General features: G+C 41.5%; 18 protein-coding genes. 14 read left to right on the top strand and 4 right to left on the bottom strand.

Going from position 1 to position 25,468, the window contains the following annotated elements; all coding sequences use genetic code 11:
- Window positions 1–25: 25 nt before the first annotated feature.
- The 6 genes from MHI53_RS05040 (at window position 26) to MHI53_RS05065 (ending at window position 8,519) form a co-directional block, all read left to right on the top strand.
- The gene (locus tag MHI53_RS05040) at window positions 26–1,384 is read left to right on the top strand and encodes an FAD-dependent oxidoreductase (protein WP_340372915.1); all 1,359 of its coding nucleotides are present in this window, start codon (window positions 26–28) and stop codon (window positions 1,382–1,384) included.
- A gap of 3 nt (window positions 1,385–1,387) precedes the next feature.
- Window positions 1,388–3,937, top strand: coding sequence for a glycoside hydrolase family 38 C-terminal domain-containing protein (locus MHI53_RS05045; RefSeq protein ID WP_340372916.1), 2,550 nt, complete (start codon window positions 1,388–1,390; stop codon window positions 3,935–3,937).
- Window positions 3,938–3,979: 42 nt separating this feature from the next.
- A complete protein-coding gene (locus MHI53_RS05050) occupies window positions 3,980–5,659 on the top strand; it encodes an ROK family protein (RefSeq protein WP_340372917.1) in 1,680 nt (559 codons plus the stop codon).
- Between the two features lie 79 nt (window positions 5,660–5,738).
- Complete coding sequence (locus MHI53_RS05055) at window positions 5,739–6,707, top strand: acetylxylan esterase (RefSeq protein ID WP_340372918.1); 969 nt, start codon at window positions 5,739–5,741, stop codon at window positions 6,705–6,707.
- Window positions 6,708–6,711: 4 nt separating this feature from the next.
- Window positions 6,712–8,247, top strand: coding sequence for a DUF4127 family protein (locus MHI53_RS05060; RefSeq protein ID WP_340372919.1), 1,536 nt, complete (start codon window positions 6,712–6,714; stop codon window positions 8,245–8,247).
- 71 nt (window positions 8,248–8,318) lie between these two features.
- Complete coding sequence (locus MHI53_RS05065) at window positions 8,319–8,519, top strand: hypothetical protein (RefSeq protein WP_061143276.1); 201 nt, start codon at window positions 8,319–8,321, stop codon at window positions 8,517–8,519.
- Window positions 8,520–8,741: 222 nt separating this feature from the next.
- Here MHI53_RS05065 and MHI53_RS05070 read toward each other — a convergent pair whose 3' ends face one another.
- Window positions 8,742–10,139 carry a sigma 54-interacting transcriptional regulator gene (locus MHI53_RS05070; RefSeq protein WP_340372920.1) on the bottom strand — a complete coding sequence of 466 codons (1,398 nt, stop codon included), beginning with the start codon at window positions 10,137–10,139 and terminating at the stop codon, window positions 8,742–8,744.
- A gap of 257 nt (window positions 10,140–10,396) precedes the next feature.
- Here MHI53_RS05070 and MHI53_RS05075 point away from each other — a divergent pair, with 257 nt between their 5' ends.
- The 6 genes from MHI53_RS05075 to MHI53_RS05100 all read left to right on the top strand — a co-directional run bounded on the left by MHI53_RS05075 (window position 10,397) and on the right by MHI53_RS05100 (window position 19,005).
- On the top strand, window positions 10,397–12,061 hold the full coding sequence (locus MHI53_RS05075; protein WP_340372921.1) for a thiamine pyrophosphate-binding protein: 1,665 nt from the start codon (window positions 10,397–10,399) through the stop codon (window positions 12,059–12,061).
- A gap of 428 nt (window positions 12,062–12,489) precedes the next feature.
- A complete protein-coding gene (locus MHI53_RS05080) occupies window positions 12,490–13,848 on the top strand; it encodes an IS1182 family transposase (RefSeq protein ID WP_340371732.1) in 1,359 nt (452 codons plus the stop codon).
- 921 nt (window positions 13,849–14,769) lie between these two features.
- Entirely contained in the window at window positions 14,770–15,345 is a 576-nt protein-coding gene (locus tag MHI53_RS05085) for an acyltransferase (RefSeq protein ID WP_061143273.1), read from the top strand.
- Between the two features lie 962 nt (window positions 15,346–16,307).
- Complete coding sequence (locus MHI53_RS05090; RefSeq protein WP_081092493.1) at window positions 16,308–17,006, top strand: polysaccharide deacetylase family protein; 699 nt, start codon at window positions 16,308–16,310, stop codon at window positions 17,004–17,006.
- A gap of 14 nt (window positions 17,007–17,020) precedes the next feature.
- Window positions 17,021–17,620 carry a DedA family protein gene (locus MHI53_RS05095; protein ID WP_061143271.1) on the top strand — a complete coding sequence of 200 codons (600 nt, stop codon included), beginning with the start codon at window positions 17,021–17,023 and terminating at the stop codon, window positions 17,618–17,620.
- A gap of 224 nt (window positions 17,621–17,844) precedes the next feature.
- Window positions 17,845–19,005 carry a galactosyldiacylglycerol synthase gene (locus MHI53_RS05100; protein WP_061143270.1) on the top strand — a complete coding sequence of 387 codons (1,161 nt, stop codon included), beginning with the start codon at window positions 17,845–17,847 and terminating at the stop codon, window positions 19,003–19,005.
- Between the two features lie 87 nt (window positions 19,006–19,092).
- Here the strand turns inward: MHI53_RS05100 and MHI53_RS05105 are convergent, their stop codons facing one another.
- Window positions 19,093–19,710 carry a DNA-3-methyladenine glycosylase gene (locus MHI53_RS05105; protein ID WP_061143269.1) on the bottom strand — a complete coding sequence of 206 codons (618 nt, stop codon included), beginning with the start codon at window positions 19,708–19,710 and terminating at the stop codon, window positions 19,093–19,095.
- A 114-nt stretch (window positions 19,711–19,824) separates the two neighbouring features.
- On the bottom strand, window positions 19,825–21,390 hold the full coding sequence (locus MHI53_RS05110) for an MDR family MFS transporter (protein WP_340372922.1): 1,566 nt from the start codon (window positions 21,388–21,390) through the stop codon (window positions 19,825–19,827).
- A 242-nt stretch (window positions 21,391–21,632) separates the two neighbouring features.
- Between MHI53_RS05110 and proC the strand changes: the two genes are divergently transcribed.
- Both proC and MHI53_RS05120 read left to right on the top strand, forming a co-directional pair.
- Entirely contained in the window at window positions 21,633–22,439 is an 807-nt protein-coding gene (gene proC / locus MHI53_RS05115) for a pyrroline-5-carboxylate reductase (RefSeq protein ID WP_340372923.1), read from the top strand.
- 81 nt (window positions 22,440–22,520) lie between these two features.
- Window positions 22,521–23,888, top strand: a complete 1,368-nt coding sequence (locus MHI53_RS05120; RefSeq protein WP_340372924.1) for an FAD-linked oxidase C-terminal domain-containing protein — start codon at window positions 22,521–22,523, stop codon at window positions 23,886–23,888.
- A gap of 347 nt (window positions 23,889–24,235) precedes the next feature.
- On the opposite strand, the gene ald is transcribed toward MHI53_RS05120, so the two are convergent.
- Entirely contained in the window at window positions 24,236–25,369 is a 1,134-nt protein-coding gene (ald, locus tag MHI53_RS05125; RefSeq protein WP_061143265.1) for an alanine dehydrogenase, read from the bottom strand.
- Window positions 25,370–25,468 lie beyond the last annotated feature (99 nt).

Consider the following 25,468-nt stretch of genomic DNA (forward strand, 5'->3'; position numbering starts at 1 on the left):
CACGAATTCTAAATGGAAGAGGTGAGTGAAGGTGGGAACAATCTCATTTTTTGGTCGGGAATTGCCGATTATTTGGGATATTGATTGCGTTGTGGTTGGAGGAGGAACAGGCGGGGCGGCAACAGCGATCGCCGCTTTAGACGAAGGCATACAGACACTTGTCATAGAGAAAACGATTTCTTTAGGAGGTACTCAAACGAATGCGTTAGTTTCTCCGATGATGCCGACTTTTGTAAAAGGACAGCGTGTGAATCAATTAATCATCGAGCGGTTACATAAAGAGCAAATCGATACGTTTGATGGGACCACTGCCTGTAGTTGGTTTAACGTTGAAACGTTAAGCTATGTATTGGAGCAGTTGATTATTGAGCGTGGTGGGCATCTATTATATGATGCCAATTATGTAGATTGTCTAAAAGAAGGCAAACAAATTACCCATATCATCGTAAACACATGCAACGGATTAGTGGCGATCAAGGGAAAGACATTTGTCGATGCAACAGCAGATGCGGTTCTATCGAGAACAGCTGCAGTCCCAGTTGAATCGGGTAACCAAGACGGACAAAACCAGCAAATATCGTTCCGGTTCGAAATGGGTGGCATTGATATAGCCGCTTTACGGGAATTCATCTTATCTCGAAACGAAAAGTTTTGCCAAATTAAAAACCCCATGTTCTTCGAAATCGTAATGGTTCCAGGAAACGGTCATGTGTTGGAATCGTTTTTTCAAAAGGGCTTGCTTAATGGCGATTTAGAGGAAGAAGATTTACGCTATTTCCAAGCATTCACCCAACCTGGAAAACCTACAGTCATGTCTTTTAATTGCCCTCATATCCCGGATATTTATCAAACGACAGATCCTGTTCTTCGTTCGGAAGCAGTTTCGAAAGGGCGCATGATGATTCGCAGATTATCAAACTTCTTAACGAATTATATCCCTGGATTTAAGCATGCTTACTTATTGAAGGAAGCAACTCAACTGGGCATTCGCGAATCGTACCGAATTATCGGCCAATACGTTTTATCGGAAACGGACTATGTGAACCGCGCCCGATTTAATGACGGTATCGCAAGGGGCGATTGGTATATTGACGTGCATAGCGTCAGTGAAGAAAAGGTGGAAAAGGCTCGGTTCTCTCGTGGTGAGTATTACGAAATACCATACAGATCATTGATTACCCATGAAGTGAATAACTTGATCATTGTCGGCCGCCATGTTTCAAGCACATTTCTCATGCAGGCGTCGCTGCGTATCCAACCGACCATTCGGGATATGGCACAAGCAGCGGGGCTAGCGTGCGCATACTCCATTACACATAATGTAGATCTCAATAAAATCGATGGCGCATTCCTTAAGCAACAGCTTGTTGAGATGGGGGAGTGAAATATGAAAAACATTAAAGAGGTACATGTGTTAAATCATACACATTGGGATCGTGAATGGTACGAAACGTTTGAAGAATTCCGTTATAAATTACGAAATGGGCTGTGTTATGTCCAAGGGTTATTGGATTCTGGAAATCTTGATAATTTTTTTCTGGATGGACAAACCATCGTTTTAGAGGACTATCAAGAAATTGTAAGCCAAGATGAATATGAGCGTCTTGTAACATTCATTAAAGAAGGGAAGATTGAAGTCGGACCGTGGTACTTGTTAGCTGATGAGTTTCTCGTTTCCGGTGAATCGATCTTAAAGAACTTGGAAATTGGCATCAAAAAATCAAAGGCCTATCAATCTGCCTATAATATTGGATATTTGCCAGATACGTTTGGCCATAACAGCCAAATGCCCCAAATTTTCAAGGGATACAACATTGATACGGCCATCGTATGGCGAGGGGCCATTTCAAGTGCATTCGAAAATACGTGGGAAGGTGCAGATGGAAGTAAGGTCTTTACATTTGTGCTGCCTCTTTTTGAAGGATATTATCAGACCTTCTTGAAGCATGATGACTATGTTGAAAAGACAAAAACCTATTTAGAAAGCAATTCCCCATATTTGACGTATGGACGTGCATTAGTCATGAACGGAGCGGATCATACCTATACATGTCCAGATATAAATGAACGGATCAATGAATTAAATGCCTGCTATAAGGAAATTGAATTTAAGCAATCATTAATGTCCCATTATGTGCAATCATTCTCAGGAAAAGAACCGGTAGAAACAATCGTTGGTGAGCAACGGGACCCTTCAAAAATATTTATTTTACCTGGTGTATATTCAACACGTTCTTATCTGAAAAACCAAAATCAAATGTGTGAGGATCAAGCCATCGGTACATTGGAAGCGTTGAATGTGTGGACAAACGGGAATACGAATTCATCCCAATTCATCGAATACGTGTGGAAACTCATTTTACAAAACCAGCCACATGATAGTATTTGTGGTTGTAGTGTAGATGAAGTTCATACTGAGATGGAAACGAGGACACAAAAAGTATTAAGTGCGATTCGTCAATTTTCTAAAGACACATTGAATAATGAATATCCTTTTGAATACTTGAATGACAAGATAGAAAATGACTATCTTTATGTAATGAATAACACACCTGTTGCAGGCATCTATCCTGTGAAAACCCAGATTCTCATTCCAGCGGCTCTCGATCTAGGCGGAATCACCCTCATTTACGAGGATGAAGAAATAGCGATTGATCTTATAAAAAAAGAAAAACGGGAAGTGTTTTTACGCCATATTTTAGCTGAGCCTCATTATGCTGAATACGTAATATATGATGTTTCTTTCGTCTTACCCTTTGATGGAGTGGAGACCAAAAGAATTCGGATCGAGCGGGTTTGCATGGAAGCTGAGGGAATCAAAATCGTGGATGAAAGTGAAATTGACAATGAATTTTATCATATTCAATGCAGCAATAATGGAATAATCATAACAGATTTAGAAACAAATAAAGTTTATGAAAATCAGCATCAGTTTCTTTCCTCGTTAGATGCGGGGGATGCGTATAACTATTCGCCGCCTGTCAATGATCCATACAGTCTGGCGATTGTAAAGGGTGTTAGCGATATTGTAAAAGGGAAATCATATCAATCCATGACGCTTCATTATGAAATGAAGTTACCAGCTTCCTTGAATGAAAATCGAACAGGTCCAAGCGAAGAATATGTTGTGAATAAAATGACGACGACAATCACACTTCATCAAGGTCGACGATTTATATCATTCAAAACAGTAATTCATAATCAGGCAAAAGACCAAAAGCTTCGAATTGGCTTTGCAACATCAAAAGCAGATGAAAGCTATGGGGATACAGCTTTTGATTTAGTAAAACGGCAAACGATTAGGGAAAAGGTATGGGATATGCCTAAAAATAAAGAAGCGGTCATGAACCAATATCCAACCCTTTCAACTGTATTGGCAATGGAGCATCAACTTGTGCATAGGGGTTTGCAAGAGTATGAAGTGGATCATTTTCAAGGAAATGATTTCATATTCCTAACGATGGTAAGAAGTGTTGGTTGGTTATCAAGACGAGATTTGCGTACCCGTGGAAATGGTGCAGCACCTGGATTCGAAACGCCAGGTGCTCAGTGTTTAGGGACGTATGAATTTGAATATGGCTTGGTTTTAGGGACAAGTCATCAGTCATTGAATACTGCAAAAGTAATGCGTCAGCAAATCTTGACCCAACAATCATATGTATTGAAAGAGGGAGGGAAGTTGTTCAATCAATCTTCCTCTACCATTGCATTCTCTTCTTTCATACAAAAAGAAGAGAATACATTTGATATTCGCATGTTTAATCCAACTAATGAACGGCAATTGACACGATTAAATCTTGGGTTTGAACCAAGCTCCATTTATGAAGTGGATTTTACAGGAATATTAGCTGAAAAATATGAAACATCAGCACAAATAACGATAGCATTTAATCCTAAACAAATAAAAACGATTCGCGTGAAAAGGAAAGGGAATTAACGACCAACGATTGCTCTTTTCTTAGAAATGAAGGTGAGAATTTTGAGGAGATTTTTAGCATTTGATATCGGGGGAACCATACTCAAATACGGTGTGCTAACTGAAGAAGGGACATTTGTAGAGAAATATGAATGCCTAACTGAAGCATATTTGGGTGGCCCGGCGATTCTTGATAAGGTAAAACGATTAGGGGAGACCCTCATTAATCAGCATACGATTAGCGGTATTTGCATTAGCACGGCCGGCCAAGTGGATTCGAATAAAGGGGAGATTTTATATGCCTCTTCCTTCATTCCGGATTATACAGGTACCCCATTGAAAAAAGAACTAGAAACATTTTTTCAATTACCAGTTGAAGTTGAAAATGACGTGAACTGCGCAGGGTTAGCGGAGTCGTGGATTGGTACTGGCAGGGATGCGAAAAGTTTGTTTTGTCTAACGATAGGGACCGGTATCGGCGGCAGTTATATCATTGACAATAAATTGCAGGCTGGACACAGCTTTAGTGCTGGCGAGATCGGTTACATCCCAATAGAAGGAAGTCAATTTCAAGATTTAGCTTCAACAAGAATATTAGTGAGAAATGTTGCCAAGCGTAAGGGAATACCTGAAAGTGAGATTGATGGGAAAGAAATTTTTGCTCTTGCACAGTTGGATGATGAGATTTGCATCCAGGAAATCAATCGTCTCGTTTACTATTTGGCCAAAGGAATCACAACCATCGCTTATATGATGAATCCAGAAATGATCATAATTGGCGGGGGGATTACAGCACAAAAAGAGTATTTATATCCCCTTATCATGGCACAGTTGGAAAAAGATATCATGCCTGCCGTGTTAGATAAAGTGCAAATTGAAATCGCCCGGAATCTTAATGATGCAGGCATGATCGGAGCGCTTCGTCACTTTTTGCTCCAAGAGTCTTTAAAACCGTTAAAAAGCATCACGACGATTATCGAATCCAATACACATAAATTAACGAAACACGAGCAAAATATCGCCAAATTCATCATTTTAAATTTAGAAAGCATGCCAAACAAAACGATATCCGAGATGTCACGTCAATTAAATTTGTCAGAGGCGACGATTACAAGATTTTGCAAGAAGCTAGAAATCGGGTCTTACAATAAACTGCGATTAATGGCGAAAGAAGCCATTGTGAGCACTCGATTATACGAACAAACAGAAAACACGAGCTTGAGTTCAGTGAAACAAGCTTATACGAGAATGTTCAACAAATTCGATACGCTCAATGAGTTAGAAGATATTAAGCAATTTAAAGATCGATTAGTGTCAGCAAAAAAAGTTTTTCTATACGGTGCAGGCGAAATGACCCTTGTTGCCAAGCAATTAAAATATAAGCTAATGAAACTTGGTATGGAAGCAGACGCATTCTCAGATCTCTACCAAATGGAGATATCTACGCACGTACTAGATCGAGAAACGGTTGTAATCGGTCTAAGTACATCAGGCTATGATGCCCATATAGTGAACATGATGGAAAGCGCTAAGAATATGGGCTCAACGACCATTGGAATTACGAGTCAACAAGACTCTCCTGTCGCGCTTGTTTCTGATATTCACCTGCTCGTTCCTGCCACTGATGATATACAAGGATATAGTCATTCAGCTAGTGAAGTGTGTGCATTTTACTTACTGGATGTCCTGTTAAAGGAAATGCAAAATAATGGTGAAGTGATCAGCCAAAAAAATATTATGTAAAAGAAGTGATGAAGCCGAATGCCGTACCATTCCACAACACCTACTGAAATACTGGTCACCTGCTTATGGAGGAATCACGTTGAATCTCATTGATTTATCACTTGAGCAACTGCAGATGTATCGACCTGAACAAACAAAGAAAAAAGATTTTGAAGAGTTTTGGAATAATCGGAAGAATGAAAGTGCCCTGCAAGGTTTAAATATTGTTATAGAACCAGTTTCCTATTATGTTCCAGGCGTAGAACTGTATGATGTGACCTTCAATGGGTTCAGAAATTCACGTATACATGCGTCCTATTTAAAACCTGAGAAAGATGTTCATCCAAAATCGCCTGCAGCTGTAATCTTTCACGGATATAATTGGAACACTCTTCAGCCGCACTACGCATTCAAATATTTAATTCAAGGTATTCCCGTGATGTTAGTCGATGTCAGAGGGCAAAATGTTCGTTCACCCGATCACAATCCATACAAGAATGGAGGTTCCTCTGGTTGGATGACACTTGGAATTACAGATCCGGATAACTATTACTTCAGTTATGTGTATATGGATTGTTATAGAAGCGTTGATGTTATAAGGGAATTATCAGGAAAGACGGATGTTTTTGTAGAGGGAGGAAGTCAGGGGGGCGCTCTAGCAGTTGCGACAGCTGCCTTGCAAGAAGGCATCTCGTACTTACTAGCTGATGTTCCTTTTCTTACTCATTTTAAACGATCCATTCAACTATCAACAGAAGGTCCTTATCGGGAAGTTAATCATTATTTTAAACTGCATGATCCCTTACAGAAAAACCGTTCAGCAGTTTTTGACGCTTTGAGCTATGTCGATTGTATGAATCTAGCGAGTTTTGTTTCGTGCCCTTCATTAATCGGAGTAGGATTGGAAGATAGGGTGTGCCCGCCTTCCAGCGGATTTGCCTTATATCATCATTTAGGCGGTGAGATGCACATCCAAGTATATCCAGAATTTGGACATGAGCTACCAGCTATACACGTAGAAAGGAAACTTCAATTCATCGCTTCAAGAAAGAAGTTTAAAAAGGAGTAATCGCATGAAAATTGTCTACGTACCCATCGATGAGCGACCATGTAATGTTGATTACATAAAAAACATTGCCCGTTCTTCATCAAATATGGAAGTAATCCTCCCAAGTGAAGAATTACTCGGGGCCAAAAAAGTTGCAGCTAATACGAGCCAGTTATGGAATTGGTTGACTAAAGCTGCGAGTAACGCAGATGCTATGATTTTAAGCATCGATATGTTGGTGTATGGAGGTTTACTGCCTTCCCGTTTGCATGATTTATCAATAGATACTGTGACTATGTGGATGGAACGAATGCGAACCCTACATAAAGCATATCCACACGTGCCCATTTATGCCTCCAATTTAATTATGCGTACGCCAAAATACAGCTCAAGTGATGAAGAACCCGACTATTATGAAAAGTGGGGCCGTGAAATTTTCATGCGTGCCTACTTATCAGATAAAAAAATTCGCGAGAAGTTGTCTGAAGAAGAACAGAGACAGCTACAAGAGATTGTATCCTTGTTGCCCAAGTCATACATACAAGACTATGAATCGAGACGAGCATTCAATTCCATGATAAACACGAGTATGTTAGAGCTTGTCAAGGAAGGTGTAATTACATTCTTATCAATTCCTCAAGATGATAGCGCAGAATATGGATACACGGCAATGGACCAACAAAAGGTTGCTGAGAAGATAGAACAATTACGCTTGTATAAGCAAGTGCATATGTATCCTGGAGCGGACGAGGTGGGAGCGACTTTATTGGCGCGTGTATATAATGAATGGATGGGGAAAAGGCCAAAGATTTATCCGATTTGGAGTAGTTCGCTTGGGCCCCAATTGATTCCCATGTATGAGGATCGCCCTTACGCTGAAAGTTTAAAATCACATGTACTAGCGGCAGGCTGTCAATTAGTAACGAGCGCTGAAGATGCGGATTTAATACTTGCTTATAATACGCCAGGCCGTATTATGCAAGAGGCATGGGATCAACATAAAAAAGATATTACATACACAAGTTTTCGAAATATGTTAACCTTTGTTGATTCTATCAGGACGTTTATAGAATCCGGAAAAAAAGTGGTGGTTGCCGATGCTGCCTATGCGAACGGGGGAGATCGGGAGTTGATCACACTTTTGGATGAAGAACGAATACTGGATAAATTGTTGTCCTATAAAGGATGGAATACGAATTGTAACACACTTGGTTCAACCATTTGTCAAGGTGTTGTCGCTCTAAATGGCAAGGCGGACATCATCGAGGAAAATATCATGTATCATTTACTAGATGACTATTTTTACCAAACGGAAGTTCGAATGGACATGGTAGCCGATTTTCTCCCCAATTATAATCTCACGTACTTTAATCTGAACAATGAAGCGGGAGTTGTAAATAGAGAGAGAGATAATCGATTAATAAGGCGTTACCATGAAATGATTTTACATAGTTTTAAAGGAATCAAACTTGAAAAAATCACCACATTCGCACCTTGGAATCGAATGTTTGAATGTGGAATGGTCTTACAAATTGATAGGAGAGGGGGAGGGACATGTTAACAACAATCAAAAAAGGGTTAGTTGTATCTTGTCAGGCTATAGAAGGGTAACCATTATGTGGATCTGATAATATGAAACGAATGGCAGATGCCGCAAAAAGAGGCGGGCCCGTTGGGATTCGTGCTAATGCCGTGGAGATTTTCATCTACCAGTCATCCCCGAAGGGAATGTCAACACCGCCGATAGGCTTTAAAGCGCATTCAGTCGGGGTTTACCGAGCGCTTTGTCAAAGAAATTCAATCGATGAGAAACTCAACTTGAATCAAGCATAAGCCGGAAGATCCAAGTTGGGGTTCACATCCTGTAATTACCGGAGTTATCCTAATGACAGTTAAGGGATAGCTCTTTTCCCTGTGCGGCTGGGCAGATCGGGCTTACCCGATTTTTATGGCAGCAACGTGGAAGAAAAAAGGCAACATATTGTGACAGACAGGCGAGAGGAAAGGGAAGTTCTTATGAAAGTCCCATATTAATATGTACATGGTTTGTTGGTATCACGTCACTTGACCTTTATATTTCTTCATTTTCCTTACGACCGACGGCTGACTGATGCCTAAGGATTTTGCCATTTCATATGTGGAGTTACATTGTTTGCTCGCTTTCATCAACATCCACTTTTCCACTTGTTCAAGAGCAGTCTTAAGGTCACTGTCGTCCACCAGCATTTGATCGAGCATCAAGGTATCATCTTGATTCCCAAAAGAATCCTGTCCATGCAATTGAGCGGGGAGGAAGCCTGGGAAAATGATGGAGTCTTCCGAGGTCAAAATGAGCCGTTCAATAAGGTTTTCCAATTCTCGCACGTTCCCGGACCATTTATGGTGAATCAGGATTTCATATGTGGAAGGATGCAATTTCTTATTTGTGTTGTATTTCTTGTTGATGATCTCGAGATTATGATTGATTAGGATAGCAATATCTTCTTTTCTTTCTCGTAAAGGCGGTATTTGGACGGGAATCACATTTAAGCGGTAATACAGATCGAGCCTGAAAGCACCCTTTTCGACCATTTCCTCAAGGTTTTGATTGGTTGCCGTTACAAGCCGGAAATCAATCTTATGCTCTTTTTTTCCGCCGACTCTTTTAAACGTCTTCTCTTGCAGTACATTTAATAATTTCACTTGCATATCCAGAGGCAGCTCGCCGATTTCATCCAAAAAAAGCGTTCCGTTATCAGCTTGTTCAATCAAGCCTTCCTTCCCGTGCTTTTGCGCCCCTGTGAAGGACCCTGCTTCATACCCAAACATTTCCGATTCAAAGAGGCTTTCTGGTATGGTACTGCAATTGACTTCGATGAAGGGCTCTTTCCTGCGATAACTTTGATCATGGAGCCTTCGGGCAAAAACGCTCTTTCCCACCCCCGATTCGCCAAGTAGCATGACAGTGGCATCCGTTTTGGAAACACGCAGGATCGTTTTGGCGATTTGCCGCATCTCTTTGCTTCGGTAAATCAGCTCTTCCTGTTCCCTAAGCTCTTCTACCTCGGATTGATATTCTTGGACCTTTTTCTCCAATTGGCCGTATTGATCCTGGAGCTTCCTGATTTCCGTTTGATCTTGGGTATAACTGACGACTCGAATCAGTTCACCATCATCATCAAAGATGGGGTAAGCTGTCGACATGACGATTTTTCCCGTTTTTGTATGCTGCATGATTTGGACAGGTGTTTTTTCTTTCAAGACCATTGCGGAAATTGAAGGTGAGAGGATCCCCTCCGTTTCAAGCTGATAAACGGATTTTCCAAGATAATGGTCAGGTTCAATTCCATAGATCCACCAATGGTTTGGATTAGTAAATAAAATGAATCCCTTTTCATCTGTCACGGTGATATTGTTATTGGAAGTGCTGATGATGCTTTCCAAAATTCTTTTTACGTTATGATCATTCATCATGTTCCTCCTAGTCCTTCTTTCCATTAATTCAAATATAAATTAAAAAAGCGAGGTAAATCAAGAATTTTCAGTTATTTTGATTTGGAAATGAATCATTTCCTACTATAGTCTCTGCCCCGTAAGGTTTGCTTACAAGTTTCCAGAGAGTAATAGAGTAGCAAGGCTTGTCTTCATTACCTGGACACTTATACGGTTAACCTACTAATGTTTGGGTATAAATATAGTAGAGATGAATAATTCGGAGGAGTGTTGATTTGATGGAAAACAGAACCTTGGGACAGTATTTATACGATTGTTTAAAAGGAGAAGGAATTACGGAAATTTTTGGTGTGCCCGGAGACTATAACTTCTCACTGCTAGATACCCTGGAGGAATATGAGGGGATTGAATTCATTAATGGAAGAAATGAACTCAATGTTGGATACGCAGCGGACGCCTATGCCAGGGTGAAGGGCATTTCGGCATTGATCACCACTTTTGGTGTTGGGGAAATGAGCGCATGTAATGCAGTGGCGGGTGCCTACAGTGAGGATGTGCCGCTCATTCATATCGTGGGGTCGCCAAAGTCCATGATGCAAAAAAAGAAGGCGATTGCCCATCATACGTTAATGGATGGAGATTTTGATGTTTTTCGTAAAGTATATGAGCATATCACGGGCTATACAGTGGTTCTTACACCCGAGAATGCTGCTAGGGAGATACCGGCAGCCATCAGGATCGCGAAGTCAAAGAAAAAGCCGGTTTATATGGTAGTGGCTATCGATCTTGTTACAAAACCGTTGCTTTCTCACAGTGAGCCATTGGAAAACGAGGCCAAAACGAACCAGGTCGCGCTGCAGGCAGCAGTCGAGCAGATACAAAAAATGCTAGAGCCGGTAAAGAAAGCTGCACTGCTTGTCGATATGAAAACACTGCGGTATAACCTTGGAGAATCTGTGCAGGAGCTTGCTGAACGGTTTAATGTACCGGTCGCTTCGCTAATGCAGGGGAAAAGCGGTTTCGATGAGAGCCATCCTCAGTATATCGGTGTTTACGGCGGGGCGTTCGGCAGTCAGGAAGTGACCAAGACCGTTGAAGAAGCGGATTGTATCATTGCCGTTGGGCCGGTTTGGTCTGACACGAATACCTCAAAAGAGACAGCAAAGCTTGATCGGCTGAAAATGGTCGAAATCCAACCTGATTCCTTGAAAGTGGGTGCAGCCAGTTATATGAACGTCAAGGCGGAGGATATCCTGGATGCACTCAAGGACATCGGCTTCAGGCAGGAGGAATCGGTTACAGCCATCGCGTTCCCATATGACACAATGGCTGGTGACTCATCCGCACCACTGAATGCGGCTTCTTATTATCCCCGGATTCAGCAAATGTTAAAGGAAGATGACATTGTGGTCACGGAAACGGGAACATTCTCTTATGGCATGTCACAGGTTAGGCTGCCAAAGGGTGTGACCTATATAGCGCAAGGAGGATGGCAAAGCATCGGGTATGCCACACCTGCTGCTTTCGGCGCTTGTATTGCGGATAAAAACCGCCGTGTTCTATTGTTTACCGGTGACGGCTCGATACAGCTTACTGCACAGGAAATAAGTTCGATGCTGGAAAATGGCTGTAAACCTATCATTTTCATCCTCAACAATGACGGCTATACGATCGAAAAATTCTTGAACGTCAAGGTTGATATCGAAAAACAGAAATACAATGAGATACCAGCGTGGAATTATACAAAATTGCCTGAAGCATTTGGCCAGGAAGCCTTCACTGCCAGGGTCGAGACGAACAGGGAATTGGATGATGCCATCTCAAATGCTCAGGATCTCAACGGTGAAAAACTGTGCTTGATCGAACTGATCGTGAAAGACCCCATGGATGGACCGGAGTATATGCAAAAAATGAGGCAGTACCTAGAAAAGCAAGAGAACTAAAGTAATACCATCCCACCCCTGAAGATGATTTTTCCTGCATTATTCAAGAAACTGAGGGACCCCGCTAGATTATTGCGGCGGGAGGCTAGGCAGCCATTCACGGAAAGGGTGCGGAATTATGAAACCAACAAAAAAGGCCTTCTGATGAAGGCCTTTCAGACTGTAGACAAACTCGATGAAAATCGAGTTTGTCTATTTTTATGGCCTGTACAATTTAGACGTTGATTTCCACTCCAGGCACTCGCTTTCCGCGGGCGGTCGGGGAGCCTCCTCGGCTTTGCCTGCGGGGTCTCCCCTAGACGCGCTTTTCCCGCAGGAGTCTCGTACCTTCCGTTCCAATCAATTTTGTCTTACCTTTTAGATAGAACACTTTTGACTGGAGTCATTTTTGTTTTAAAATTGAAGTATTAAAACTTGAGGTGATGAGGATGCTTTCTAAACATGATTCTATTCAGCGAGATCAACTTGAAATGATTACTTTAGATCAACTGGTGCCACCGAACCATTTGGTTCGTAAAATGGAGGCTGCCATTGACTTCACTTTCATTTATGACTTGGTGAAAGATATGTACTCAGAGGTAGGACGCCCAAGTATTGATCCAGTTATTTTAGTTAAACTGACTTTCATTCAATATACCTTCGGTATTCGTTCCATGCGTAAAACGATTGAAGAAGTTGAAACCAATATGGCTTACCGTTGGTTCTTAGGCTATGGTTTCCATGATAAAGTACCTCATTTCTCTACGTTCGGAAAAAATTATGAGCGACGCTTTAAAGATACAGACCTGTTTGAACAGATTTTCTGTCGCATTTTAATGACAGCTGCTAATAAAAAGGTAATAAGTGTAGAACACGTTTTCGTGGATTCCACACATGTGAAAGCCAGTGCGAATAAACGGAAATTTGAAAAGAAAATCGTTCGTAAAGAAACACGAGCGTATCAAGGACGTCTTCAAGAAGAAATCAATCAAGATCGTGAAAACCATGGAAAGAAGCCTTTTCCACCAGATAAATTTGATAAGGAAGAAACCAAAGCAATTAAAGAAAGTACTACGGATCCTGAGAGTGGCTACTATGTGAAAGATGAACGAACAAAACAGTTTGCCTATTCATTCCATGCGGCCGCAGACGGCAACGGTTTTGTATTGGGAACGATTGTAACACCTGGTAATACACATGACAGTCATATTTTGGAGCCACTTGTTGAGCAAGTGATTGAGAAAGTTGGAAAACCAGAAGCAGTTGCCGCAGATGCAGCTTATAAAACACCAGCGATTACAAGCTACCTATTTAACAAAGAAATCACACCTGCTTTACCCTATACACGTCCTCGTACAAAAGAAGGATTCTTTCGCAAACATGACTATGTTTACGATGAACACTTTGATTGTTACCTTTGCCCTTCGGGAGAAACTTTAAAGTACTCAACAACAAATAAAGAGGGCTATCGCGAGTACAAATCGCCCAAACAAATTTGTGCAACATGCTCATTTTTATCACGGTGTACGGAAAGCAAAGACCATCAAAAAGTAGTGACACGGCATATCTGGCAAGCATATGTGGAAGAAGCAGATCATCTGCGTCATCATCAAGAGGTAAAACCTATATATGCGAAACGCAAAGAAACGATTGAGCGTGTATTCGCAGATGCAAAAGAAAAGCATGGTATGCGTTGGACTACTTTAAGGGGACTTAAAAAATTGTCGATGCAGGCGATGCTTACTTTCGCTGCCATGAATGTAAAGAAGATGGCCACTTGGACATGGCAAGGTCCTAAAACGGCTTAACATAGCGGCTCGAAGAGCCCAAATCTCGTAACCTTTGGTTAAAATTTCAAAGGAATTTCAAAAGGGGTTCGGAATTTTTTAATTCCGAACCCCTTTTGTCTACAAACTGAAAGGCCTTCTGATGAAGGCCTTTTTTTTTGGATAGATGATGTAATTGCGTCAGTGAACTCTGCACGGACGAATCATAAACAAGAATGGCAAGTTAAGAAGTAGAAGTAACCAGAGGATCATATCAATTTTGGTCAATGTCATTTCAAAATTGGAACCGCGAATTCTGAAAATAACAGTATTATAAAACTATCATGCAAGAAGTGGCAAACAGATATAACTATTCTTTTGGAGTTTGCCTATTCCTGCAGGTAAAAGGGCATGAAATTTATCATTGGGGCAATTAATGGAGTGAACGAAGAAAATCTCAACAATAATCAGCTTTTCACAAGCAGGAAAGACATCCACCACAGCAGGCAGATGATAAAAAATGATTTAAAGAAAGCTTTTTATTAAAACAAACAATGGTCTATTATCGGAAAAATGGGTGATATAGCCCAACGAAAGGAATCATCAAGACTGGAAGGTCCCTGTATCATGAGCCAACTCAATTATGTGATTATGGAAATGCAAAGTTTATTGCGTGAGGTATGAGGAAAAGGAAGTATTGGTCTTATAAATAGTTTTTTCTAGTGTGATTATTCTTGCTGCGATTATCCATAAATTAGGGTTTGAAGCAGTCTATGTAATCGTGGTACTGCTAAGGTTAATGAGCGTGCAAGGCGTTAAACATTTACAGAAAAAGGAGTGAAATATCAGATTCTATTAACTTATATTAATAGAATCTTGAAGCTAATACGGTATGGCCCATGCCCTTTACTGTGCTTATATGATATATGGGGTAAAATTCATTTGGAAAACGGAGTTTAAAACATGAATAGAAATGAAAAAGGGTACATGGAATATGGTTTTTATAAAAAATATTGGATTAAACTTAATAAAATGGTTTTAAGAAATATAGGCGGTTTATTGCCTCAATCGGATCATCCTTTCGGTAAAATACTAGGAAGGAACTTCAGGAACTTTGTAGCGAGACAGATTGTTGTGGAATTCGGTAAAGGAATTAGCGTCGAAAGAGGGGCTAATCTTCAGGAAGGGGTTATATTGAAGGATGGATGCACTGTTGGAATTAACTGCCTAGTAGGTGCAGATGCAGTTATAGGCAAAAATTCTAAATTGGCTCCTGATTGCATAGTTTATACAAGAAACAAGCAATTCCACAAGGACGTGGGAAGATTTTACGATTACAGTCCAATCCAACCGGTAATTATCAGGGATAATTGTTGGATTGGAGCGAGGGTCATCATTTTACCTGGAGTGGAAATTGGGGAGAGCTGCGTAGTTGGAGCTGGAGCCGTCGTCACTAAAAGTATGCCGCCATTCTCAGTTGTGGCAGGTAATCCAGCAAAAGTGATGAAGAGCTTACTGGAAGAAGAAAATAAAACGTAATATATTCCAGGAAAACTAACTCCCTATTAATATGATTTTGTGAGAATTAATGAAATCTTGTTATAAGGTTTCATTTTCTTTTTCATCAGCAAATTTCCAGCAACTTCTTTCCTGTGCACATGAAACATCAATAGATTCGTCGAAACGTATATAGTGCTCACCCCATCCAAGGCAGCGAAACCGGATAACGATTAGGGGGGAGTCAAAGATGTGTCATTCCATATGCTGTATTGGAAAAAATAGGTAAGTAAATCCATGTAACTAACTATCTGGAATATACAAAGTTAGCATTTCTGCTGAACTTGAAATGGTTAAGCTGTTGTCCTGTTTCAAAAATGGAACGCTTCAATTTCTTTTTGGGATATTGGTACATTAAATGTAGAATTTTGTGACAAATGAAGCAGATTTTTATAGAAAACTTCAAATTAAGTTCACCTGATCAACAATCCTATCCTCTACTCATAAAGCTGCATATCCTAAACACAGTCCCCAGAACTAAATTTTCCAGAAAAAAATCGGCATTTATCAATCGTGCCAGTTACCTACAGCTAAGATGTTCCATTTCAGTCATCCCTAATAGTAATCATTTTCCCATATAGAGCCTCTTAATCCATGACTGGATGTAAGCCCGGCCACCTCCGTTATAAATAATGGGGCTAAAAGCCGGCTAAAACTAAGGCACAAGGCTGGTATAATGTTTTAATCAAAGGGAATGGTAGCCTCTTGTATCAATATTCGATAAACGAGCCGTCAATCTCCCCGAATATAGAAGTAAGTTAATAATACAATAAGATGGGGAAAGGATAGTAGTATGGATCTGTGGGCAGAGCCCTTACGAAAATGTAAATCGTTTCATTGTTTAATTGAATTTACATTACAATCCCTTTATATTGAAAAGGTGGCAGTTTATTAGGTGAATTCAAGCAAGGATATGAAAATGGAGAGGATCGGTTTTTTACGTGATGGTTATATGGATGGTCGGTTTTACTATTTTATTGGCTCTATTTCTACTATATACGTTAGTTCCTACGGTGCTTATCCGTGGATTCGGATTGGGAATAACCAAAAATATAAAGAAAAATGGCGGGGTAGCATTAACTTTTGATGATGGGCCCAACCCTGAATATACAATAAGATTGCTCGATCTTTTAAATAAGTATGAAGTAAAAGCTTCGTTCTTTGTGGTTGGCAGTAAGGTGAAGAAGAATCCTGAAATCATTAAACGAATGCATGAGGATGGGCATGTGATTGGAATCCATCATTTTGACCATGTTTCAAGTTGGGTCCTTTCACCATTTCAATTAAAGAAGCAATTGGGTATGACCGAAAAGGCAATAACTGAATGTACGAAGGAAAAGGTCGGTTTTTATAGGCCTCCATGGGGACATTTCAATATTTTCACACCTATTCTTAGCAAGAACTATAGGGTGATCATGTGGTCGGCCATCTTTGGTGATTGGAAAGTGGATAATTGCAGAAATAACCTGCTTGAGAGATTACGGACAACTTCCAATGAAGGCGAAATTTTACTACTGCATGACTGTGGTGAAACATTGGGAGCGGATAAGGAGGCACCACTGCATATGATTGAAAACTTGGAAATTTATTTACGCGAAAGTAAAGAAAAGGGAACGAAGTTTGTTACGTTAAGAGACATATAAATTCTGGGGGTACCATGAATATCGATACGATTTTACACTTCATTAATATATATGGATACCTGATCATTTTTCTTTTTTTGTTCCTCGGTATCGTTGGAATTCCCGCTCCTGAAGAATCGCTCCTTTTTTTAATTGGAGTGTTGATCGTCCAAGATAAACTCGCCTTTGGGCTATCGGTATTATCTGCTTTTCTGGGTGCTTTTATAGGGATGCTCGTAGCTTACGTTTGTGGGAAATATGTGGGGTACCCATTTATAAATAAATATGGTAAGTACGTTGGGATTACCAATGAGCGTTGGGAAAAGGCAAAAATAAATTATATGGAAAATATCCAAAAGACGATCGTATTTGGATTTTATATACCTGGGATGCGGCAAATTAGCCCTTATTTTGCTGGGATATCCAATATCCCTTTCCGTAAATTTTTCTTTCTTTCCTTATTGGGCACTTTCCTCTGGACTGTCCCCTTTATAGTGGCTGGATATTATATGGGGAATGCATTCAATATAAACCCTGAATATGTTCCGTATTTAGGTGTCTTTTTCTTATTTATTTTTGTATTATATGGCACTTTCAAATATATTAAAAGAAAGAAACAAAAGTCCAGTAATTGAGAGTCACTTCTTTTCCATGAAGCGTTAGCACTGATTTCCTATTGGAAAATAAGTTTATCAATGGAGACTTATTATACTTTGAACTATCATTGGAATTCTCGACAACAAGAACGTGTACAGCAAAGATGATAATTTATTGTAGCAGGATCTCCGTTCCGAGCCTGCTAGTATTTGTCTATATGAAATATGGTATTCAAAGTATGATTTCTTAGGAGATGACACGTATGAAAAAGATTTTGTTTTTACCTCTCTTTCGAATGCAGTCAGGACATCATCAAGTTGCTGAGGCATTAATGGATATGTTGAAGAAGCATTCAAACGGTATCGCTTTTAAAAAAGTGGATTTGATAAGCTATACAAATAATTCTTTAGAAAAAATGGTGACAACTGGTTACCTAAAATGGATCAGGTATGCACCAGAAACTTATAACCTCGCCTATAAAAACCTTTTCTATGTTCCAACATCGAAGGAATGGGCATTCAAATGGTATCAAACTATATTCTTAAGAAAGATGGAACAATTGATAGCTGAGGAAAAACCCGATTTAATCGTATGTACACATGGTTTTCCTTCCTATCTTTTGAGCCAGTTAAAGATAAAAGGGAAATGCAATATCCCCATCATTAATGTATACACGGACTACTTCATTAATAATGTGTGGGGGACACAAGGGATAGATGCCCATTTTCTCCCTAGCCAAGAAGCAAAAGAAAAGTTAATGAGCATGCGTGAAATACCAAAACAAAAGATGATGGTCACCGGCATCCCCGTCCATGAGGACATCACTAAAATCGCCAGTGAACCAAAAACATCGGATCGCCCTAAAATTTTGATATCGGGGGGGAATAGCGGCCTGGGCGGGATCTTGAATATAGCTGCCCAATTAAAGACGTCGACCGAGTTCGACTACTTCGTACTTTGTGGCAATAACAACAAACTGTATGATGAAATCCAATCTTGGAATTTGGCTCATATCAAGCCTTTATCCTACATCTCATCAAGAGTTGAAATGAATAAGCTTTATGAAGAGGTTGATGCCATCGTTACGAAGCCGGGCGGTGTCACCATAAGCGAAGCATTACGAAAAAGGCTGCCGATTTTCGTCCATTCCATGCTTCCCGGCCAGGAGGAAATTAATTTAAAGTATTTAAATGAACAAAAGCTTGTATTCGAGCTTAATCAGAAAAGGCCATTTGAACAACAAATGAAGGAAACGTTGTTGAACCAGGAATTAATGGAGAAATGGACCACTTCGATCGAGTCCTATCATAAGGAAATTGAACTTGATAAGCCTGAGGGGATGGTTGAAGTGATGAAGTTGATCATTAATCTCGAAGAAGCCAGCGACCTTCCGTATATGAGCAGTCAAACTAAAGTCATTTAAGGCATGGACTGCGTTACAGATGGGACGAGCTTCATCCCCTCCATGATCAAGTGTATCAATATCACTTGATCATGGAGGGGAGTGGGCTCATCCTTTATTAATGGTGCGGGTGCGGGATATATAGGGGCTTCCTGTCACCCAAAAACGCCACGGATAATCCTTGGCTTCCCCAGAGTTATCGATCCCGATGCGGGGGCCGCAGGAAATGTGTTCAGGCTGCTTCCCGACAGCGAGATAAAGAGGGGGAGCCGTATAGGATCGGCCATAATCCTCCATGGTGATGCCCAGTGCTTTTGTCAGCTTTCCAGGACCATTCGTCCATTTGCGCATGTCGGCAATGCCGCGCCTTTCCTGCATGGTCTCAAGGCCTGAATAAGGTTCAACCGCCCGGATTAAAATGGCTTCCGGGTTCCCGGCCCCGCCGCTTACGACGTTGACCAGAGTATGGGTGTGCATGACGTATGTATAAATCAATCCAGACTTGCCGAACATCACTTCCGTCCGTTTTGTCCTTCTATTTCCAAAACTATGTGCAGCCCTGTCAAGAGGACCCATATAGGCTTCGGTCTCCACGATGAATCCAGAAGCGGTTCCAGTCGGTGTTTCTTTTACAAGCAGGCACCCGAGGAGGGATTTTGCCAGCTCGAGCGTGGGTTGTTCATAAAAATCGCCTGATAAGATTGAATGGTTCGTTATTTCGGTCATATGATCACTCCATTTTATTGCTTACAGGTAAGTTTCCCTAATCAAAGAAGAAGAAACATCGATTTGAAGGGATTAACAAGGCCGGCTGAACCACTCAGCCGGCCTTGTTTTTGTTCAACTTAATTCTTTTTCCGTTTCTTGATCTTTTTTGATTCTGCCGGATCCCACGGAAAGTGCCACTAATATGCCCGCTGCAACAAAAAAGATACCAGTGACGAAAACACTGGAAAAGGCATCTATCCAAGCGTTTTCGATCGTTTTTATCAGGACGCTGCCAACTTCAGCAGGTACTTTAAGATTCTCGGGATAAAGCATGATGTTGAATAACTTATCCGTTTTATCCGCTAGTGCAGTCAGTGCCTCGTGCAATATCGGATTCTTTTCGCTTAGTGCTGCATCATCCATATTTTTCTGTAGGTTATGATTCATGACTGCGTTTAAAATCGTGATGCCCATCGTCCCGCCTATTGATCGGAAGAAGGTAGAGGCCGCCGTGACCGATCCAAGCTGTGACTTAGGAAATTCATTTTGAACGGCAATCATCAATGTCGGCATGACAAGCCCCATCCCGATTCCAAGAACGGCCATGAAGGAATAGGCAGTGTAAATCGTCGTACTGCCATCCATCGTACTCATTAGGAAGAAGCCTAAAGTCGCGATGGCCATTCCAAAGGTAAGCACTGTGCGAAAACGGAAGGTTAATAACAACCTACCGCCTACGATACTGGAAAGAATTAAACCGACCATCATGGGAGTCATGGTCGATCCCGCTTTTGTAGGTGAAACGCCAAGCACTCCTTGCATGAACAGGGGAACGAACATGATCGCCCCGAACATGCCGAGGCCAAGCAGGAATCCGAGAATATTGGTGGTCGCAAAAACACGATTTTTAAAAAGGGCTAAATCAAGGATCGGTTCAACTGCTTTTCTTTCAAAAATGATGAATAGAGAAATGAAGATGATGGTAAAGCCGAAAATCAAGAGAGATTCAAGGGATGCCCAATCGAACTTATCACCACCGAATGTCAAGCCCAATAATAATAGGACAATACCAGGTATCAAGGTGAAGATGCCAAGATAATCAATATTCACTTTCTCCGTTTTACTGATCGACTCATGTTTCAACCCGACATAAATCAGGATGGCGGATAATAACCCTGTCGGCACATTGATGAGGAAGATCCAATGCCAACTGATATGGTCTACGATCACTCCGCCAAGAAAAGGTCCAATGACAGAACTTAACCCGAAGAGGCCACCGAATACTCCTTGCCATTTGGCTCTTTGTTCCGCCGAGAAGATATCGCCGATGATCGTCTGGGATAAGGGCATGATCATTCCGCCGCCTATGCCTTGCAGCCCCCTGTAAATGATCAATTGCTCCATGGAGGTGGCAGTGGCACATAAAAATGAACCAATCGTGAAAATGATCGTACCAAGCAGGTAGAGCGATCGCCTGCCATATAGATCAGAAAGCTTTCCAACAATCGGTACAACAGTCGTTGAAGCTATTAAATAGGCAGTCGTTACCCAAGCGAATATGGTAAAACCATTCAATTGCCCGATAATCGTCGGCATGGCCGTCCCGACTATCGTCTGTTCCAATGAACTGAAAAACATTCCAATGATCAACCCTGTTAAGACAAGCCTGGTATTGACTGCTTTTTTCTCCATTTGCATACCATTTCCCCATTCCTCAAACTGTATTCATTGTGACTGATAGGTCAAAATTATATAGGTGAAATGACCAATTAGTCAATGGTTTTTTTTCGCTAAAAAAATCAAGATTTTCTCCATATCCCCTTAGTAATTCGGTTGGAAATCGCTAAATTCTTCCTAGTGGATATTCCGGCGTGTTTCCATATAGCAAATCCGATATAATAAGAAGGAATATAGATGGATCTGGATAGGAAGTGTAAGATATGAATGAAAAAATCGGTTTTATCGGCTGCGGTAAAATGGGGGAGGCCATGCTGGAGGGCATGTTGCTTGCTGAGGTGGTTTCGCCCGATCGAATCATGGTAAGTACTGCAAGCTTGGAATCCATGACGAAGATCACCACGAAACATAAGGTTAAAGGCACCATCGATAATGAAGAAGTTGCCGCGTTTGCCGACATTCTCTTTCTTGGGATTCAACCTGCCATGCATAAGCAAGTGCTTGAACAGGTGAAGGGTCATGTAAAAGGAAGCACCGTGATCATTACGATGGCGGCAGGAATCAATATTTCTCTAATAGAAAACAGCTTTGAAGGGAAAGTGAAGGTCGTAAGGACGATGCCAAACACTCCTTCCCTTGTGGGTGAGGGCTTGACAGCCATAAGCATTAACGATGAAATCACGGATGATGATATCGCAAATGTAACGGCACTGCTCAATAGCTTTGGAAAAACGGAGATCCTTCATGAGAATTTGATGGATGCAGTACCGGCCATAAGTGGATCGTCTCCAGCATATGTATACATGTTCATCGAAGCGCTGGCTGATGGCGGGGTTCGAGATGGCATTCCGCGAAAACAAGCATACCGTATGGCAGCACAAGCTGTAATGGGGGCTGCTAAAATGGTTCTTGAAACGGAAAGGCATCCAGCCGCTTTAAAGGATGATGTTTGCACTCCAGGTGGTTCAACGATAGCAGCAGTGGCTGCTTTGGAAGAGGCACAGCTTAGATCGGGCATTTTACAAGCAATGAAGGCATGTACGGATAAAGCGAAAGGGATTGGCAAATAAGAGAGTGACGATTGCCCCCAATGGGCAATCTCCTTTTGGTTATCGTTTTCAGAATGTTTTGTCAAAAAAGGAGGGTGCAGGATGAATCAGTACATAGAGGACTTAAGGAATATATTGACGGATGAGCAAGTAACGGTGAATGAAACGTTATTGGAACAGCATAGTCATGATGAATCGTACCATACACCGCATTTACCTGATGCGGTTATCTATCCAAAGGATACGGCAGAAGTACGTGCAGTCATGAGGTATGCGAATGACCACGATATTCCTGTGATTCCGTTCGGGTTAGGATCAAGCTTGGAGGGGCATGTCGTTCCGGTTAAAGGAGGGATTTCCCTTGATATGACCTTAATGAATCAAGTTTTGGAGATCAGGGAAAATGATTTTCTCGTTAAGGTGCAGCCGGGCGTGACAAGGACACACCTCAATAAAGAGTTGAAAAAGTATGGACTGTTCTTTTCCGTCGACCCCGGCGCCGATGCGACGCTGGGCGGAATGGCCGCCACGAATGCAAGTGGGACGACCTCGGTTAAATATGGGATAATGCGTGATCAAGTCAGGGATCTGGAAGTCGTACTGGCAAACGGTGAAGTGATCCACACGGGCAGCTTAGCGACAAAATCTTCATCAGGCATTCATTTGAATGGCCTGTTTGTAGGATCGGAAGGTACATTAGGTGTTTTTACTGAGCTGACATTAAAGGTATATGGAATCCCTGAAGTCACCATGGCAGGAAGAGCGACGTTCCCGACCGTCGAACAGGCTGTATCTGCGGTCAATGGGATCATGCTTGCAGGAATCCCGATTGCACGAATCGAATTGGTTGATGCAGAATCAATAAAAAAAGTTAATCAATTCATGGACAAAGCCTATGACGTCAGACCTACCTTATTTCTGGAATTTCACGGGAATTTTGCCGGTTTGGAACAGGATGTCCAATTCGCCAAGGAAATAGTAAGTGATTTTGGGTGTGGCGATATCCAGTTCGAAATGGATTCAAAAGCACGGAATGCTTTGTGGGAGGCCCGGCACAATCTCGCGTATGCCTTCATTCATAGTGCTCCGGGCAAGAAACTGATGGTGACCGACGTAAGCGTACCGCTGCATGAATTATCGAATGCCATCTTGGAAACGAGGAAGAAGGTCGAACTTTCCAAAGTGGAGGGAGCGATCGTAGGACATGTAGGTGATGGCAATTATCATGTTTTGTTCATGATTGATCTACAGAACGATGAGGAAGTGAGAGAGGCGAAGCGATTAAATGAAGAAATTGTCGAATATGCTCTATCAAAAGGTGGCACTTGTACGGGTGAACATGGTGTCGGGATTGGGAAATTGAAGTATCAGTCAAGGGAGCACGGAGCAGCTTACCAAGTGATGAAAACGATCAAATATGCACTGGACCCGAAAGGAATTATGAATCCAGGTAAAATTTTCGCAGATTAGAAGAGTACAGGGTGCTAGATGAGCAGTATCTTCCAATAAAGAAATTAGTGAAAGGGCAGACTTGCGGTTCCTATAAGAACGGCAAGTCAACGCCGATTACACGTAATTGAACTACATGAGTGTCCGAAATTTTCGATCTATATCAAGCACATTCGGAAAAAATGCCTGACGTGTAAAATAATCTGCCCGTCCGAGCAGAAAATCCGACCAACATCGGAATAATCCGTCCGAACGAGTTAGTATTTCGCCCCGCATCGGGGATAAACCGGCCTACAGCAAAAAATTCCTGAGATTTCCGATAAAAAAACTCCAGACACGAACCGTGTCTGGAGGCTTCTTTTTTTATATTAAGCGTTAATGTTATTTGGGTTTAAGGCATTTTCAACACTCACATAGTTGTAGCCTAAGTCGTTTGCAACTGCTTCGAACGTGATTTCACCGTTCGCCACATTGACTCCTTTAGCAAGGGCATCATTTTCAAGGATCGCTTTAAGAGCTCCTTTGTTTGCGATTTGAAGGGCGAATGGAACCGTTACGTTCGTTAAAGCGACAGTGGATGTTTGAGGCACTGCTCCTGGCATGTTCGCCACTGCGTAATGGACAACTCCATGTTTTACATAAGTAGGGTTATCATGTGTTGTTATGTGGTCAACCGTTTCAAAGATTCCGCCTTGGTCGATTGCAACATCGACGATCACTGAACCTGGAGACATCGACTTAACCATTTCTTCCGTTACGAGCTTTGGAGCTTTGGCACCTGGAATCAGTACAGCGCCAATCACCAAATCAGCATCCTTGACTGCTTCAGCAATGTTATAAGGATTGGAGATAAGCGTAGTCAGCTCATTTCCGAAAATATCATCCAATTGACGAAGACGGTCGGGGCTTAAGTCAAGAATGGTTACATCTGCGCCTAAACCAATTGCAATCTTAGCTGCGTTCGTCCCAACCATTCCTCCGCCGACAACTGCGACTTTACCGCGTTTCACTCCAGGAACTCCGCTTAATAGGATTCCTTTGCCGCCATTATTCTTTTCAAGGAATTGAGCACCGATTTGTGCAGCCATCCGTCCTGCCACTTCACTCATTGGCGTCAATAACGGAAGTGTGCGGTTTACTGCAACCGTCTCATAAGCAATGGCCAAGACACCGCTTTCTTTTAGGGCCTGTGCAAGGGCCGGTTCGGCTGCAAGATGTAGATATGTGAAGAGAATTAAATCTTTACGGAAATATTTATATTCAGATGAGATAGGTTCTTTTACTTTCATGATCATGTCTGTACTTGACCAAACGCTAGCAGCGTCCTCGACTATTACTGCACCAGCTTCTTGGTATGATTCATTTGTAAAACTGCTTCCTAGACCAGCGTTCATTTCGATTAATACTTCATGTCCCGCATTCACTAATGCTACAACGCCTGCTGGAGTGATAGCTACACGGTTTTCATTGTTTTTAATCTCTTTCGGAATTCCTATTCTCATCTTAATCCCTCCAATAATATGTTTTACTATTTGTAACACAAGTATAGTTGGAAAAAGTAACAGTTAGTATGTGGAAATCAGAAAAATGAAAAAGGTGTA

The sequence above is a fragment of the Peribacillus sp. FSL E2-0218 genome (genome assembly GCF_037992945.1).
Lineage (GTDB): Bacteria > Bacillota > Bacilli > Bacillales > DSM-1321 > Peribacillus > Peribacillus simplex_B.